General features: G+C 72.0%; 12 protein-coding genes. 7 read left to right on the top strand and 5 right to left on the bottom strand.

Annotation, left to right across the window (positions count from 1 at the left end; genetic code table 11):
- The 5 genes from ACY34I_RS33880 to ACY34I_RS33900 form a co-directional block, all read left to right on the top strand.
- On the top strand, window positions 1-772 hold a 772-nt coding region (locus tag ACY34I_RS33880), incomplete at its 5' end, for a zinc ribbon domain-containing protein (RefSeq protein WP_462759244.1).
- 45 nt (window positions 773-817) lie between these two features.
- The gene (locus ACY34I_RS33885; protein WP_462759273.1) at window positions 818-1,435 is read left to right on the top strand and encodes a phosphotransferase family protein; all 618 of its coding nucleotides are present in this window, start codon (window positions 818-820) and stop codon (window positions 1,433-1,435) included.
- A gap of 104 nt (window positions 1,436-1,539) precedes the next feature.
- On the top strand, window positions 1,540-2,100 hold the full coding sequence (locus ACY34I_RS33890) for a snapalysin family zinc-dependent metalloprotease (protein ID WP_462759245.1): 561 nt from the start codon (window positions 1,540-1,542) through the stop codon (window positions 2,098-2,100).
- Window positions 2,101-2,217: 117 nt separating this feature from the next.
- Entirely contained in the window at window positions 2,218-2,949 is a 732-nt protein-coding gene (locus ACY34I_RS33895) for a class I SAM-dependent methyltransferase (RefSeq protein WP_462759246.1), read from the top strand.
- Window positions 2,950-3,076: 127 nt separating this feature from the next.
- Window positions 3,077-4,309: a cytochrome P450 gene (locus ACY34I_RS33900; protein WP_462759247.1), complete on the top strand. Its 1,233-nt coding sequence runs from the start codon at window positions 3,077-3,079 to the stop codon at window positions 4,307-4,309.
- A gap of 45 nt (window positions 4,310-4,354) precedes the next feature.
- Here the strand turns inward: ACY34I_RS33900 and ACY34I_RS33905 are convergent, their stop codons facing one another.
- Window positions 4,355-5,374 carry an SDR family oxidoreductase gene (locus ACY34I_RS33905; protein WP_462759248.1) on the bottom strand — a complete coding sequence of 340 codons (1,020 nt, stop codon included), beginning with the start codon at window positions 5,372-5,374 and terminating at the stop codon, window positions 4,355-4,357.
- 167 nt (window positions 5,375-5,541) lie between these two features.
- Between ACY34I_RS33905 and ACY34I_RS33910 the strand changes: the two genes are divergently transcribed.
- Window positions 5,542-7,299, top strand: coding sequence for a glycoside hydrolase family 15 protein (locus ACY34I_RS33910; protein WP_462759249.1), 1,758 nt, complete (start codon window positions 5,542-5,544; stop codon window positions 7,297-7,299).
- Window positions 7,300-7,351: 52 nt separating this feature from the next.
- Here ACY34I_RS33910 and ACY34I_RS33915 read toward each other — a convergent pair whose 3' ends face one another.
- The 4 genes from ACY34I_RS33915 to ACY34I_RS33930 all read right to left on the bottom strand — a co-directional run bounded on the left by ACY34I_RS33915 (window position 7,352) and on the right by ACY34I_RS33930 (window position 13,427).
- Window positions 7,352-10,450: an FAD-binding and (Fe-S)-binding domain-containing protein gene (locus ACY34I_RS33915; protein ID WP_462759250.1), complete on the bottom strand. Its 3,099-nt coding sequence runs from the start codon at window positions 10,448-10,450 to the stop codon at window positions 7,352-7,354.
- Window positions 10,447-12,216, bottom strand: coding sequence for a thiamine pyrophosphate-dependent enzyme (locus ACY34I_RS33920; protein ID WP_462759251.1), 1,770 nt, complete (start codon window positions 12,214-12,216; stop codon window positions 10,447-10,449). The genes ACY34I_RS33915 and ACY34I_RS33920 overlap by 4 nt, the downstream gene beginning before the upstream one ends.
- A 148-nt stretch (window positions 12,217-12,364) precedes the next feature.
- Complete coding sequence (locus tag ACY34I_RS33925; RefSeq protein ID WP_187413664.1) at window positions 12,365-12,532, bottom strand: hypothetical protein; 168 nt, start codon at window positions 12,530-12,532, stop codon at window positions 12,365-12,367.
- A gap of 322 nt (window positions 12,533-12,854) precedes the next feature.
- The gene (locus ACY34I_RS33930) at window positions 12,855-13,427 is read right to left on the bottom strand and encodes a hemerythrin domain-containing protein (RefSeq protein WP_462759252.1); all 573 of its coding nucleotides are present in this window, start codon (window positions 13,425-13,427) and stop codon (window positions 12,855-12,857) included.
- A gap of 384 nt (window positions 13,428-13,811) precedes the next feature.
- On the opposite strand from ACY34I_RS33930, the gene ACY34I_RS33935 reads away from it, so the two are divergent.
- Window positions 13,812-15,494, top strand: a complete 1,683-nt coding sequence (locus ACY34I_RS33935) for a right-handed parallel beta-helix repeat-containing protein (RefSeq protein ID WP_462759253.1) — start codon at window positions 13,812-13,814, stop codon at window positions 15,492-15,494.
- Window positions 15,495-15,558 lie beyond the last annotated feature (64 nt).

Below are 15,558 nucleotides of genomic sequence, written 5' to 3' on the forward strand. Positions count from 1 at the left end.
AGACCAGGCCATCGCCTCCCGCGCGAGCGTCATCTACGTCGAAGACCTGCGGTCGATGGAGGCCAAGGGCATGGGCGCCACGCTGAACACGCGGCTGTCGCAGCAGGTCCGTGGGCAGATCGTCGACCGGATGCGGCACCTCGCCGCCGAGACCGGTATCGCCGTCGTCACCACGCCTGCCCGCAACACCTCGAAGCACTGCCCGCAATGCCTGACTCCGCTGCAGCATCGCAAGGCCCCCGACAAGCCCACGGTGGCGGGCTGGAAGTGGGCCGTCTGCCCCCACCAGTCCTGCCGATGGCAGGGCGACCGCGACCAGGGTGCCTGGCGGCGCATTGCCGCCCGCGGCCTGACGCATCAGGCAAAGACCGTCATCGACAAGGCCAGCGGGCACATGGTCATCCGCGGCGTGGTCGACAAGCTTGAAGCCTCCGCGGTCATCACGACAAGCCACCGGGGGGACCGGTCGAAGACCGGCCCCACCCGGCGCAAGGCACCACGCCCCGCGCCCAGGCGACGCAGGGCACCCTCCCCCACCCGGCCCCACAGCCTGGCGGGTAAGCGTCCGGAGGGACACGCACCAACGGACCGGCCAAGGCTGCCCCGCGCAGCCCACCGACACCAGGGCGTGACAACGATCAGCACACCCACCACCGGCCACCAGCCACGAGGAGCCGCGTTGGGCGCAGGATTCCACTTCCACGCCCACGCGACCCCACCACGGTGGGAAACGATCCCGGAAACTCAATCCGACTCAGGATCGCTAAGCTGATCAGGGACGCTGCTCGACTGCCTGGACGCCGAGGACGGCTTGGCCGTGCTACTGGCGGCGGCGGGCGAGACCCGACGGGTGCCAGAGTGGACAACGGGCACCTGGGCCGCCCTAGGCCGGGACCTGGCCGGCCTGCACGACATGCCGATACCGACGGGCACGGACTGGCAGCGCCCCGATGCCCTCCAGGAAGCTCTGACCGACCCGAACCTGGCCGAGATCGACTCTTTCTGGGCATCGACGCTCCCCCAGCTCGGCGAACTCCTCGCCCGGCGCGCCGAGCTGATGGAGCAGCTACGGGCGTTGCCGCCGGCCTTCGTCCACGGCGACTGCCACACGGCCAACCTCGTGCACTCCGCCGGCGCCATCGTCTTCTGCGACTGGCAGGCGGCGGGCGTCGGTCGCCCCGGCTCCGATCTGGCGTTTCTCAGCGTCCGCGCCGCACCCACCGGCGCCACCATCCCCCCAGCGCTGGTCGACGCGTACCTGGACGCCCGGGCATGCGACCGCCGGGCGCTGCGGCGCGCGTTGCTGGCGGAGGAACTCGTCGCCTTCGTCTTCCTGTGGCCGGCTTTCGCGGCGCTGAACAGCCCGCAGGGGATCGCCCGCGTCCGCCGGCGAACCGCGGACCTCGCACAGCGGTGGTTCTCGACCGAGGGCTGATCAGTACCTTTCAGCCGATCACATAGACAGTCTTGATATCGATCTTAGTCTATTTATAGGCTCGCCTGGTCCCCGCTCAACCCGTCCTCGTTTGGAGCGTGAACATGCGCCTGCCCAGGATGTCCCGGATCCTCGCCACCCTCGCCGCCGCGACGGTGACGGCGCTCGGTGTCGTCGCCGTCGAATCGGCCCCGGCCTCCGCCGCCGTCCGCAACGTCTGTTACAACACCAGCCAGGCCGGACCGTTCGCCGGGTATGCCAACCAGGCCGCCACGATCTGGAACAACGCCACGAACAACATCAACATGGCCCAGTGCGGCTCGAACCTGATGATCTACTACACCTACGGCGGCGGCTCGTACGCGGTCCGCTACAGCCTCGGCAACGGCTACGTGGTCATCGACTACAACCAGGCGCAGCAGTACTCCCCGCTGCGGATCATGACCCACGAGATCGGGCACATCCTCGGCCTGGCCGACAACTACAACGGCAACTGCGCCATCCTGATGTCCGGCGGCAGCGCCGGCACCGGCTGCACCAACCCCTACCCGAGTGCCGGCGAGGCCGCGACGGTCGACTCGTACTTCCGCTCCACCCTCCGGAGCGCGACGACGGCCCAGGTCTTCACCGACAGCTGGCCGGCAGCCGCGGCCGCCCTGCGCTGACACCGCGATGAGACCCCGGCCGGGTCGGCGGTCCGCCGACCCGGCCGGTCCCGCGCGGATGTGAATCGGGCCATCCATCCTTGTCACAGCGCAGGGCAACCGGGTTGGGTCGACACCATGGCCCGCATCGCGTACGACGGCCGGGACGCCGCGGCGTTCGCCGCCACCCGCCACCTGCCTGACCAGGGACTGGCCGCCTGGCGCGCGGCGGTGAGCCGGCACCTCCAACCCAGACCCGGCATGCGGATGCTCGACCTCGGCGCGGGCACCGGAATGTGGGCCGCGGCCTTCACCGACTGGTACGACGACCTGGACGTCATCGCGGTCGAGCCGGCCGAGGCGATGCGCGCCCGCTGCATCCATCCGCACCTGCTCCCGGGCGAGGCCGCCGACATTCCCCTGCCCGATGACAGCGTCGACGCGGCCTGGCTGTCCACCGTGGTCCACCACGTACCGGACCTGACGGCCGCGGCGCGGGAACTGCGTCGTGTGGTGCGCGGCGGCGGCCCGGTGCTGATCCGGTCGGCCTTCGCCGGCCGGCACCAGGCGATCGGGCTGTTCCGGTTCTTCCCGGAGGCCATCCGCGTCCTGGACACGTATCCCAGCGTGGGCGAGGTCGAAGGGGCCTTCGGCGCGTGCGGCTTCGCCGTCACCGGATTCGAGCAGGTCCCCCAGACGGCTTCGCCGTCGCTGCGCGAGTTCGCGGCAAACCTGCGCCGGGAGGCGCACACGCCACTGCAGCTGATCACCGACGACGAGTACGCCGCCGGACTGGCCCGGCTTCACCGGGCCGCGCGATCGGAGCAGGGGCCGGTGATCGATGCCCTGGACCTGCTGGTCCTTCGATAGGGCGCCGATCGCGACGGCCCCACTTTTCCGGCGCCGACCGGGCCTCTTGAATCACCTGCCCGGACTGCCATCACCCAGGGTGATCAACAAGTTGCATAGTGATGTTTGCCGATGAGATCGTGGGGCGATGATCGCCCCGGACGTCAACGCTGGATTGCCTCACCCCTTCTACGTCGACGCCGATGGCGTCAACCGGCCGCCCGGCCCGGAGAAGCACCCGCACTACGCCCGGCTCGCCGCCTCCGGCTCGGGCGTCGTACCCGTGGTCCGGCAGGTCGCCGGCGAGCTGGTCCCGGCACTGCTGATCTGCCGCTACGCGGACGTGCGGGAGGTGCTGCGCCGCCAGGACGTGTTCTCCCGGGCCGCCGCCGCGCCCGCCGACCAGATCGACGTGACGGGAACCATGCTCGGGATGGACGGCTCGGAGCACGCGACGGTACGCGGCACGGTGAAGGACTCCTTCACCAAACCGGCAGTCGCCGAGCTGAGCGCCATGGTGCGGACCGCCGCCGAGGCCCAGTTGGTGGCGCTGACCACCGCTCGCCGCCCGGCCGATCTGGTCCGGGACTTCGCCATCCCGTTCACCCTGGACGTCATCTGCGACCTGCTCGGCCTGCCCGGCGAGGATCGGCTGCAGTTCCGCCGGTGGGGCGACATGTTCCTCGGCGCGGGCGATCTCAGCCGCGAGGAGGCCGCCCGGTCGGCCGTCGAGATGGGCGGCTACCTGTGGGGCCAGCTCGAGCGGCGGCGGGAGTGCCCCGCCGGCGACCTGCTGACACAGATCGCGACGACCGCCGCGGACCAGCCGATGGACGTCCAGATCAAGCTGCCGATCTCGCTGGTGGTGGGTGGCTGGGAGACCGCCGCCAGCTCGATCGCGACGTTCGTCCACGTGCTGCGCACCCGTCCCTACTCCGGAGACCGGACGGGATGGGAGTACCTGCTCGACCACCCGGAGAAGGTGGACTCCGCCGTCACCGAGCTGGAGCGGCTCTACTCCACCTCCAACGGCGACGAGATGCCGCGCCGGGTGATGGCGGACGTGCGGCTGCCGAGCGGCGCGCGGCTGTCCGAAGGGGACATCGTCATTCCCTCGCACGACGCCGCCAACCGCGATCCGGACGTCTTCCCCGATCCGGAGCGGATGGACTTCGACCGCGATCCCAATCCGCACCTCTCCTTCGGATACGGCCCGCACTACTGCATCGGCGCGCACCTGGGCGCCCTGGAGGTCCGTACCGCGATCGCTCTGCTGCTGCGGGAACTCCCCGGCCTGCGGCTCGCGGTGCCCGCCGACGAGGTGCGGTGGAAGGCCGGGCACGCGATCCTCGGCCCGACGGCCCTGCCGGTGACCTGGTAGGGGCACGGGCCCAGGGTCGCGCTGCCCCGGCCGCGCGGCGGCGGATCAGTCGCGGGCGGCGACCAGGGTGCCGATGGCGCCCGCCGCCACGGTCAAACCGGCGGCGGCGACGAGCCGGTGCCGGGACAGCCAGGCCTGGGGGCTGTGGCTGTGGGACCGGCCGGTGAAGCTGCCCCGGGCGCCGAAGTCGTGGCCGTCCGGGCCGTCGACCGGCTGCCACAGGTTCGCCGGCCGGTGCGGATCGGCCGACTGGTCGGTCTGCTGGGACTGGTACCCGGTACGGGCCAGGTAGCGGTCGAGCAGGCCGGGCGCGATGCGGTTGCCCAGGATGGTCAGGGCGGTGGAGACGCCCACCCAGTACTCGCGGCGGCCGGGCCGGTCCGCGGCGCCCACGATGGCCCGGGCCGCCACCTCCGGCTCGTAGATCGGCGGCACCGGCTGGGCGTTGCGGGGCAGCCGGGACAGCAGCCAGTCGAACTGGGGTGTGTTGACCGCGGGCAGGTGGACCATGGTCACCCGCACCTTGCTCCGGTCGTGCATCAGCTCGCACCGCAGTGACTCGGTGAACCCGACGATGGCGTGCTTGGCCCCGCAGTAGGTGGCCTGCAACGGGATCCCCCGGTAGGCCAGCGCCGACCCGACCTGAACGATCGTCCCCTCGTTGCGAGGTGTCATGTGGGCGAGCGCGACTCGGGTGCCGTGCACGTACCCCAGGTAGGTGACCTCCATGGCGCGCCGGAACTCCTCCGGCCGGGTCTCCTGGAAGGGCGCGAAGACGGAGCTGAAGGCGTTGTTGATCCACAGGTCGATCGGCCCGAGTTCGTCCGCCACCCGCTGCCCGGCGGCGACGACCTGGTCGTACTCGGCCATGTCCACCTCGACGGGCAGGGCCCGGCTGCCTTCCGCCCGGACCTCGGCGGCGGCGGCGTCGAGGCCGGTGCGCCCCCTGGCCAGGAGCGCGATGGCGATGCCCCGCTGGGCCAGCAGCCGGGCGGTCGCTCGCCCCACCCCGGCGCTCGCGCCGGTGATCACCGCAACCTTCGCGTCCCGTCTGGTTCGCCGCATGTCACCCTCCCGGTGTCGCCTGTCCTCTACCGGCTACCCCGGCGCCTGCCCGGGTAACCACGCGTGCCGGATCCAGGTGTACAGCCGTACGGGACGGGTAGTGCCCTGCGACCCTGCTGGGAGGTGCGGCACTGGATCAGGACGAGGGGCCGAACCAGGCTGCGGCCGTGGCTGTCGCGGGCCCGCACGTGCTGCGGGAGTACGCGCTGATCGCCGACGGCCGCCGAGGCGCGCTCGTCGGCCCGGACGGCAACGTCACCTGGCTCTGCGCCCCCGGCTGGGCCGATCCGCCGGTCTTCAGCCGACTGCTCGGCGGCCGGGGCGACTACCTGGTGACGCCGGCGAACCGGCGGTTCGTCTGGGGCGGGCACTACGAGGCTGCCTCCCTGATCTGGGTGAGCCGGTGGGTGACCACGGACGGGATCATCCAGTGCCGGGAGGCGCTGCTCTTCCCCGGCGAGCGGCAGCGGATCGTGCTGCTGCGGCAGGTCCAGGCGGTGGACGGGGACGCGGTCGTGCACGTCCGGCTGGATCCGCGGGCCGACTTCGGCCGGGAGCCGGTACGCGAGGTGCGCCGGGCGGGACGGCATTGGCTGGCTCGCACCGGCGGGCTGTACCTGCGGCACACCGGTGGCGAGATGCTCGGGCAGAGCAGCGAGGGCCTGCTGTGCGGCGAGCTGATCGTACCGGCCGGCGGCCGGCACGATCTGGTGCTGGAGATCGCCACCCGCCCGCTCGAGGACGCGCCGCCCGAGCCCGACGGGCTGTGGCGGACCACCGAGGATGCCTGGCGGCAGGCGGTGCCGGGCCTGGCCGGCGGTCCCGCGCAGCGGGACGCGGTCTTCGCGTACGCGGTGCTGCGCGGCCTGACCCAGCCGGACGGTGGGATGGTGGCGGCGGCGACCGCGTCGCTGCCGGAGCGGGCGCTGGCCGGGCGCAACTACGACTACCGCTACGCCTGGCTGCGCGATCAGTCCTTCGCCGGCCGGGCCGGCGCGCTGGTCGGACGGTACGACCTGCTCGACGACGCGGTCGCATTCGTCACTGAGCGGGTGCTGGCGGACGGGGACCGGCTCGCCCCCGCCTACACGGTCGACGGCCGTCCGGTGCCGCCGCAGGAGGAACTCGCCTTCCTGCCCGGCTATCCGGGCGCGCCGGTGCGGGTCGGCAACTGGGTCGGCGGCCAGTTCCAGCTCGACGTGCTCGGGGAGGTCCTGCTGCTGCTGGCGATCGGCGGTCGGCACGACCGGCTGGACGACGCCGCGTGGCGGGCGATGGAGGTGGCCGCGCGGGTGATCGGCGCCCGCTGGGGCGAGCCCGATTCGGGCATCTGGGAGCTGTCGCCCCGCCGGTGGACCCACTCGAAGCTGATGTGTGTGGCCGGGCTGCGGGCGGCGGCCCGGGTCGCGCCGGCCGGGCTGGGCGGGCGGTGGGTGGCCCTCGCCGACGCCGTCCTCGCCGACACGGCCACGCGCGGCCGCCACCGGTCGGGGCGCTGGCAGCGGGCGTACGACGACGAGCGGGTCGACGCGGCGCTGCTGTTCCCCGGGATCCGGGGGGCGCTGCCGGCGGGCGATCCGCGGACCGAGGTGACCCGGCGAGCGGTCCTGCGGGAGTTGGAGTGTGACGGCTACCTGTACCGGTTCCGTCCCGACGCGCGGCCGCTCGGGGACGCGGAAGGCGCCTTTCTGCTCTGCGGCTACGCGGCGTCGCTGGCCGCGTGGCAGGCCGGTGACGTCGTCGAGGCGAACCGGTGGTTCGAACGCACCCGCGTCGCCTGCGGTCCGCCGGGGCTGTACACCGAGGAGTACGACGTGCAGCAGCGACAGTTGCGCGGCAATCTGCCGCAGGCGTTCGTGCACGCGCTGATGTTGGAGACCGCGGTGACGCTCGGTCAGGCGGTGCCCTGTTCGCCACCCAGCTGACCGGCCGTCCGGTGGCCGTCGCCCTGGGCCGCGGCGGCCCGCCGGGCCGCCGTCACCGCCTCCGCAGCCGGGTGGCGAGCGCGGCGGCGGGAGCGAGCGCGGCCAGCCCGACGGAGCCGGTGGCGAGCAGCCGAGCGGCGCGGGACGGCCGGTCCGGGCGCCGTGCCCACTGTCGCTCGGGACGGGCGGTCACCGGGTCGCCGTGCAGGCCGGCCCGGAGCAGCTCGGCGAGGTGGATCGCCGACCGTCCCCCGGACGCGCCCTGTTCGACCTGGGTACGACAGCTGAAGCCGTTGGCCAGGATGACGTCGGTGTCGGCGGCGTCCCGCACGGATGGGAGCAGCACCCGCTCGGCGCACGCTTCGGAGACCTCGTAGTGCCCCGTCTCGAAGCCGAAGTTGCCGGCCAGGCCGCAGCAGCCCGAGTCGAGGAAGTCCGCCTGCACCCCGGCCGCGGCGAGCACCGCCTGCTCGGCGCCGGTGCCGAGGATGGCGTGCTGGTGGCAGTGGGTCTGGATCAGCGCGTGCGCGGGCAGCCTGGGCGGCCGCCAGCCGGGGGTGTGGTCGTGCAGCAGCTCGGCCAGGGTGACGGTCTGCTCCCGCAGCCGGGAGATGTCCTCGTCGTCGGGGAAGAGTTCCCGGGCGTCACTGCGGAAGACCGCCGTGCAGCTCGGTTCCAGGCCCACCATCCGGGTGCCGGCCCGCAGGTGCGGGCGCAGCACGTCGACGGTCCGCTGGATCACCCGTCTGGCGACGCCGAGCTGCCCGGTGGAGATCCAGGTCAGCCCGCAGCAGACGGCCTGCTCCGGCACCCGCACCCGCCAGCCGGCCGCTTCCAGCACCTCGACCGCGGCCTGCGCGATGCCGGGGTGGAAGTGGTTGGTGAAGGTGTCCGGCCACACCAGGACCTCGCCGCGCGAGCCGTCGCCGCCCGGGGTACGCCGGGCGAACCAACGCTGGAAGCTCTCGGCGGCGAACAGCGGGATCTCCCGACGCTGGTCGACACCGCCGGCCAGCTTCGCCAGCCGGTCCAGGCCGGGGGCCTGCGCAAACGCGTTGACCAGCCGGGGCGCCCGGCCGGCGACCGCCGCCGCGAGCGGCAGCCAGCCCATCGAGTAGTGCGCCCGGGGACGGAGCCGGCCCTGGTAGTGGTGGGACAGGAACTCCGCCTTGTAGGTCGCCATGTCGACGTTGACCGGGCAGTCGGCCTTGCACCCCTTGCAGGCCAGGCAGAGGTCGAGGGCGTCCCGGACGGCGTGGGAGCGCCAGCCGTCGGCGATGACACCGCCCCGGGCGGTGCCGTCGAGCATCTCGAACAGCAGCCGCGCCCGGCCTCGGGTGGAGTGCTCCTCCTCACGGGTGACCATGTAGGACGGGCACATCACCCCGCCGTGCGGCCGGCGGCACTCGCCCACCCCGACGCAGCGCAGCACGGCCCGCCCGAAGCTGCCGGAGTCGTCGGGGTAGCGGAACCGGGTGTCCACGTCACCGTGGTTGTAGTCGACACCCAGCCGGAGGTGGCTGTCCAGCGGATAGGGGGCGACGACCTTGCCCGGGTTCATCCGGTCGTCGGGATCGAAGATGGCCTTGAACTGCCCGAAGGCGCGGATCAGCCGGTCGCCGAACATCTTCGGCAGCAGTTCTCCCCGGGACTGGCCGTCGCCGTGCTCGCCGGAGAACGAGCCTCCGTAGGAGACCACCAGGTCCGAGGCGCGTTCGATGAACGAGCGGAACTGCCGGACACCCTCGGCGGTGGTCAGCTTGAACGGGATGCGGGTGTGGACGCAGCCCTGCCCGAAGTGCCCGTACAGGGACGCCTGCTCGAACCCGTACTCCTGGTAGAGCCGGTTCAGGTCGCGCAGGTAGTCGCCGAGCCGCTCCGGGGGGACCGCCGAATCCTCCCAGCCCTCCCAGGTGTCCGCCTCCCCCGGCACCCGGGCGGTCGCGCCGAGGCCGGCCTCGCGGACCCCCCACATCTGCTGCTCGTGTGCCTCGTCCTCGAAGCGGTGCACGGTCGGCCCGCTCTCGCGCCGCAGCGCGTGCAGCAGCCGCTGCAGGGCGGCCTCTGCCTCCTCCGGCGTGCCGCCACCCATCTGCACCATCAGCCAACCGCCGCCCTCGGGGAGCAGGTGCAGGGCGGCGGCGTGCAGGTGCTTGCGCTTCTCGAAGTTGATCAGTTTGTCGTCGAGGCCTTCGAGCGCGACCGGCTGGTGCGGCAGGATGTGCGGCACGTCGTCGGCCGCGGCGGCGATGTCCGGGTAGCCGAGGAAGACCATCGCCTTGGCCGGCACCACCGGGACCAGCTTCAACCGGGCCCGCAGCACGGTGACCAGCGTGCTCTCCGAGCCGACCAGGGCCTGCGCCACGTGGAAGTTCTTCTCCGGCAGCAGGCTGTCCAGGTTGTAACCGGAGACGCGGCGCGGGATGTCCGGATAGCGGGTGCGGATGTCGCTCAGGTACTCGTCCCGCAGCGCCCGCAGTTGGCGGTAGATCTCGGCCGGCCGGCCGCCCCGACGCTGGATCTCGGCGTACGCCTCGTCGCTGGTCTCGCCGACCCACATCCGGGTGCCGTCGTAGAGCAGCACCTCCATCTCGACGAGGTTGTCGACCGTCTTGCCGGTGCGCTGCGCCGTCGAGCCGCAGGAGTTGTTGCCGATCATGCCGCCGATGGTGCAGTGGGTGTGCGTCGACGGCTTCGGGCCGAACTCCAGCCGGTGCGGGGCCAGCAGTTCGTTGAGCGTGTCGAGCACGATGCCCGGCTCCACCAGGCACGTCTTCGCGTCGGCGTCCACCTCGATCAGCCGGTTGCAGTACTTCGACCAGTCGATCACGACGGCGGTGTTCGTGCACTCGCCGGCCAGGCTCGTGCCGCCGCCGCGGGACAGGACCGGAACGCCCAACTGGCGGCACACCTCGATCGTGGCCACGGCCGCGTCGATGGTGCGTGGCACCACCACGCCGAGCGGGAGCTGCCGGTAGTTGGAGCCGTCGGTCGAGTAGGCGCCCCGGGATCCGGCGTCGAACCGCACCTCGCCGTCCACCACTGGACGCAGCCGGGCGGCCAGGGCGGCCAGGTCAACGTCGGTGGCAGGCGCGGGTGACCGGGTCACCGGGTCGGGCAGCGCCACCGGCCGAGCGGTGACCCGGGTCATGACCGCAACTCGTTGATCTTGTCTCGGGCCACGCTGGCCAGCGTCGCCTTCTTGTGCGGCTCGCCGCGCAGGAACGCCTCGGTGAAGTGTTTGGCCTGCTCGTAGCGGACCTTGCCGGGCATGGGCGGCTCGTTGGGGTTGACGTCGCAGTCCACCAACGCCGGCCCCGGATGCGCCAGCGCCTCCCGGATCGCCCCGGGCAGCGCCTTCGGGTCGGTGACCTTGACGCCGAATCCGCCGCAGGCCCGCGCCCAGGCCCCGAAGTCCGCCTCCGGCTGCCGGTGCCGCACCGCGTACTCGGGATAGCCGAGGATGATCTGCTCCCACAGGATCTGGCCGTACGCGTTGTTGTTGTTGATCACCACCTTGATCGGCAGCTCGTGCCGGACGGCGGTGAGGAACTCAGCCATCAGCATCGCGAAGCCGCCGTCGCCGACGAACGCGATCACCTGCCGACCCGGGAACGCCTGCTGCATGCCGACCGAGTACGGCAGACCCGGCGCCATGGTGGCCAGGTTGCCGGACAGGTAGAACTCCCGGTTGCCGCGAATGGTCCAGTGCCGCGCCGCCCACGTGGCGATGGTGCCGGAATCGCAGGTCAGGATGGCGTCCGAGGTGGCGGCCTCGTCGATGCAGCTCATCAGGTACTGCGGGGCGATCGGGTCGCGTCCCGAGTCCTCCAACGCTGCCATGTCCGCGCGCCACGAGTCCCGCGCCCGCTGGTACTTCTCCAGGAAGGACCGGTCCGGCCGGGACCGGAGCATCGGCAGCAGCTGCTGCAACGCCACCTTGGCGTCCGCGGTGACAGCCGCGTCGATCGGCAGACGCAGACCGATCAGGCTCGAGTCGATGTCGATCTGCACCACCCGCGCCTGGCCCGGCGACGGCAGGTACTTCCCGTACGGGAAGGAGGTGCCCACCATCAGCAGGGTGTCGCACTCCTCCATCAGCTCCTCGCTCGGCTTGGTGCCGAGCAGGCCCAGACCGCCGGTGGTGAGCGGGTGGTCGTCGGGCACCACCATCTTCCCGGACAACGTCTTGACAATCGGGCTGGCCAGCGCCTCGGCCACGGCGAGCACCTCGTCGCGCGCCCTACGGGCGCCGACGCCGACCAGCATGGCGACCTTCTTGCCGGCGTTGAGCACCTCCGCCGCGCGGGCCAGGTCGGCCTGCGCCGCCGGCACCGGGGGCTGCGACACCACCGGGCTGCTCGTCGGCGGCTCCCCGGGACTGACGTGCCGGTACGGGTCCGCCCCCGCCGCGGCGACCTGCACGTCGTTGGGGAAGGACAGGTGTGCGACGCTGCGCCGGGCCAGGGCGTGCCGGATGGCGATGTCGACCACCCCGGGCAGCTGCTGCGGGTTGGTGACCATCAGGTTGTACGCCTCCGCCACGTCCTGGTACAGCAGCGGCGTGTGCACCTCCTGCTGGTAGTGCGAACCCAGCACCGAGGTCTCCTGCATGCCGGTGAGGGCGAGCACCGGCACGTGGTCGAGCTTGGCGTCGTACAGGCCGTTGAGCAGGTGGATCGCCCCCGGCCCGGAGGTGGCGGCACACACCCCGATCCGCCCGGTCGCCTTGGCGTAGCCGGTGGCCATGAAGGCCGCCGCCTCCTCGTGGTGCACCAGCACGAACCTGAGCTTGTCCCGCTGCCGGCGGAAGCCCTCCATCAGGCCGTTGATGCCGTCCCCGGGAAGACCGAACACCGTGTCGACGCCCCACTCCACCAGCCGTCGGGCCAGGGTCTCGCCTACGATCTCCTGCACGTCGAACCTCCTGGTCCCGGGTGCCGACGCGTCCGGAGTGTCACCGGCACGTCCCGAGTCTCCGGTAGTCACCAGAGCTCGTGTCGGCAAACCTGCAAATGAGCCGGCGTCTCCCCCGTCACGGGGCCGGTTCCCGCGTGTGGGGACGTCACCTGCGACGACCAAGGCGAGCCGCGAGATAGCCGATGATCAGCCCGGCGGCCACGATGGTGGCGGTACGCCCGGTAGCGGCCGCGCGGAGCCGGGTGAGTCCTTCCCGGGGATCGGCGACAGCACCGGCCACGTTGCCGGCCGCGCCGACGATGACATCACTCATCCGGCTCATGTTCATCGCCCTGCCACCTCTCCTGGTGCGGCCTGCACCTGCCGTCCGTACCCGTCACTCAAGGCGCCAAACGCCGGATTCCCGCCCCGCGGACCGGCCGGCGGACGGGCGCCGGCGCGGCCGGGTCACCGTTCGAGGGTCTGCTCGACGAGCCGGTATCCGGCGACGGCCGCCGCGCCGGCCAGCCGGGCAGCCGCGGCGGCGACGCCCGCCACGAGCGGGACCGCTCGCACGGCGCCGGTCCAGGGGTGGTGGGTTACGTGACGTAGTCGGGGCGGCAGTTGCAGGAACGCTCAGCGGTGGGCGACGCCCCTCAGCGGACGCGCTGTGTCTCCCGCCAGTCCCGCACGGCGTCGCGGATCCGGTCGAAGACCGCCAGCGGCGGGCCGGCCAGGAGGTTCGCCGGTGCGGATTCGCCGCTGTGCGGATGCGGGCGGGTGGGTGCCGTCTGCTCCGCGGCGCGGACCGCGCCGGCCATCCGTATCAACTGCTCCTGCGGCACCTGCTGCCGGAGGGACCGGAACTCCTCCGCCTCCTCGCGGTCGGCGTGCTGCGCCACCGCCTCGCTGAGCTTCGCCAGTTTGGCGTTGAACTCCGGGTGGTCGACGCCCATGTCGTAGAGCTGGGCCAGCTCGCGCTTGGCCTGGTCCTCCTCCTTGCGGCGACTGTCGACCACCTGCTCGCCGGAGTCGATCCGGCGGCGGGCGACGGGGTGCACGACCTCCTCCTCGGCGGTCTCGTGCACCGCCAGGAGGCGGACCAGGTCCTGGAACAGCTCGCGCTTCTGGGTGCCCTTCGGCTCACTGGCCACCCGGCTGAACAGCGACTTGATCTGGCTGTGCTGGTCGAGAAGGACGTCCACGACGTCCTGCTGCTTTCCTGCCATCAGGGCGACCCCTTCTCGTCTGGGCGTGAAGACGGGACAGGGTTCCCGGAATCCGGACGTTCATTCGTTGGGATGACGGCGCGGCGCCGCGAAAGGCCCAGCGTGCCCGGGCCGCCTATCCCCCTGGGTGAAGCGTTCCCGCTACGGCAGCACGGTGCCGGCCAGCCCCGCCAGTCGGGCCGGCGCCGTCGGCTGAATCAGGACAGATTCACGAGGTCGCGCCCATCCGGGAAAGCCGGGCCGCGGGGGCACGAGCCGGTGGGATACTCCCTCTGCTGGCCGTCGACCCGGGGCTGCCGCCTGCACCACCACGATCCGCTCTCGGGCTGCCGCCGGCGGCGGTCGGCCGCGCGGATTGGAGGGCCCATGCACCAGCCGGGAGGCATGCGTCCACCTCGTGCAACCACGGTGCCCGCAGCGGGCCTCGCGGCAGACCCCTTCGTCCACAACGCCAGGGATCACGGTCTGGCCGGCGACGGGGCCACCAACGACCAGCCGGCGCTGCAGCGGCTCGTCGACGAGCTCGGTGCCGGCTACGCCGCCGACGGCCAGCCCCGCACCATTTACTGCCCGTCCGGCCTGTACTCGATCCGGGACAAGGGCACCGTTTGGCGAAGCGGTGTCTCGCTGATCGGCGCGGGCCCGGCCGCCACCCGGTTCGCCCTGGCCAATCCGGGGGATCCGACCTCCCCGACTCCCCTCGCCTTCTTCACTGTGCAGAAGCACGGCGCCAGCCGTGACAACCACATCGCTGACTGCACCTTCGCGCACTTCGAGATCGACGGCTCCGGCGTGCGGCTGTCCCAGTACGACGTGCTCGCCAAGGGCCTGGGCCTGCAGTACGTGTGGCGGGGCCGCTTCCACGATCTCTACATCCACGACACGGCGGCCACCGGCTTCGGCTGCGACTTCCTACAGGACACGTTCGTCGACAACCTGTTGATCGAGCACTGCGGGCGGCTGGAGAACGGCGAGTGGATGGGCGGTGCCGGCATCGGCATCGGTGTCGGCGGCTGGGGGCCGGTGGAGCGGTGCACCGTCAACGCGTGCACCACGATCCGCAACGGCACCAGCGGCATCTTCTTCGAGTTGCAGGGGAAGGACTGGACGCCGCCGCGCGGGATCCGCGTGATCGGCTGCCATTCGGAGGGCAACCGGTTCGGCATCTCCGACTGGGGCACCGACGGGCTCATCGTGTCCGGCTGCACGCTGATCGGCAACCACCAGGCCGGCTACGACGTGTCGTCGCTGGGCACGACCAGCGTCGCCGGGCGGGGCGGCATCGTGACCGGCTGCGTGATCGAGGACAACGTCTGGGACGGCGTCGCCATCGGCAACACCCCCGGCCCGTACACGGTCGAAGGCAACCGCATCAGCCGTAACGGCCGCTACGGCTACTGGCAGCACAACCTCGCCGGCGGCGCCCAGGAGCCCGCCACCGACATGATCATCAAAGACAACGAGTTCTGGGACAACGCGCTCGAGGGCATCCTCGCCGACTCGTCGCTGGCCGACGTCGCCATAGCCGGCAACCGCATCCGCAACAACGGCCGGCGCACCGCACCCGCATGCTCCGGTGCGGGAGACACCGTCACTTACACCGAACGGTCGCTGACCGACACGTCCGCGAACTGGGTTCCGGACGGACATCGCGGCAAGTGGATCACCGCCGACGGACGGCGGGTCATCGTCATGGGCAACAGCGCGACCAAGCTGGTGCTCGCGCCACGTCGCCCCGGCGCGCCGACCGCCTGGCCGGACCGCACCCCACCGCCCGGGGCCCCGTACCAGATACCCGGCTCCCCACCGACCCGGGCGGGCATCACCCTGGCCGCCGCCACCTACCGCCCCACGATCCACAACAACCGGGTCTGGGACAGCCAGCCCCACCAGACCCAGACCCACGGGCTGCAGATCGCCGGAACCGGTACCTGCGAGTCCGGGTGGGTCCACGACAACTACTGGGACGGCAACGCTGTCGCGGCCGCCCGCTTCGACACCGCCCCGTCCGACGGCTGCTGGTACCACAACATCGGCCTCGACGACGGCCCCGGCGCGCGGCGCTGACCACCGGCCTCGTTCCTGCCGTCCCAGGTAGCGCCAGGCAAAATTCCGGTGCCGGTGCGGCACC

Source organism: Micromonospora sp. RTBAU3-60, assembly GCF_054963695.1.

Coding starts and splice junctions, on each gene's coding strand:
- ACY34I_RS33890 (WP_462759245.1), top strand. CDS start 1,540: ATGCGCCTGCCCAGGATGTCCCGGATCCTCGCCACCCTCGCCGCCGCG.
- ACY34I_RS33895 (WP_462759246.1), top strand. CDS start 2,218: ATGGCCCGCATCGCGTACGACGGCCGGGACGCCGCGGCGTTCGCCGCC.
- ACY34I_RS33900 (WP_462759247.1), top strand. CDS start 3,077: ATGATCGCCCCGGACGTCAACGCTGGATTGCCTCACCCCTTCTACGTC.
- ACY34I_RS33905 (WP_462759248.1), bottom strand. CDS start 5,374: ATGCGGCGAACCAGACGGGACGCGAAGGTTGCGGTGATCACCGGCGCG.
- ACY34I_RS33915 (WP_462759250.1), bottom strand. CDS start 10,450: ATGACCCGGGTCACCGCTCGGCCGGTGGCGCTGCCCGACCCGGTGACC.
- ACY34I_RS33925 (WP_187413664.1), bottom strand. CDS start 12,532: ATGAGTGATGTCATCGTCGGCGCGGCCGGCAACGTGGCCGGTGCTGTC.
- ACY34I_RS33930 (WP_462759252.1), bottom strand. CDS start 13,427: ATGGCAGGAAAGCAGCAGGACGTCGTGGACGTCCTTCTCGACCAGCAC.
- ACY34I_RS33935 (WP_462759253.1), top strand. CDS start 13,812: ATGCGTCCACCTCGTGCAACCACGGTGCCCGCAGCGGGCCTCGCGGCA.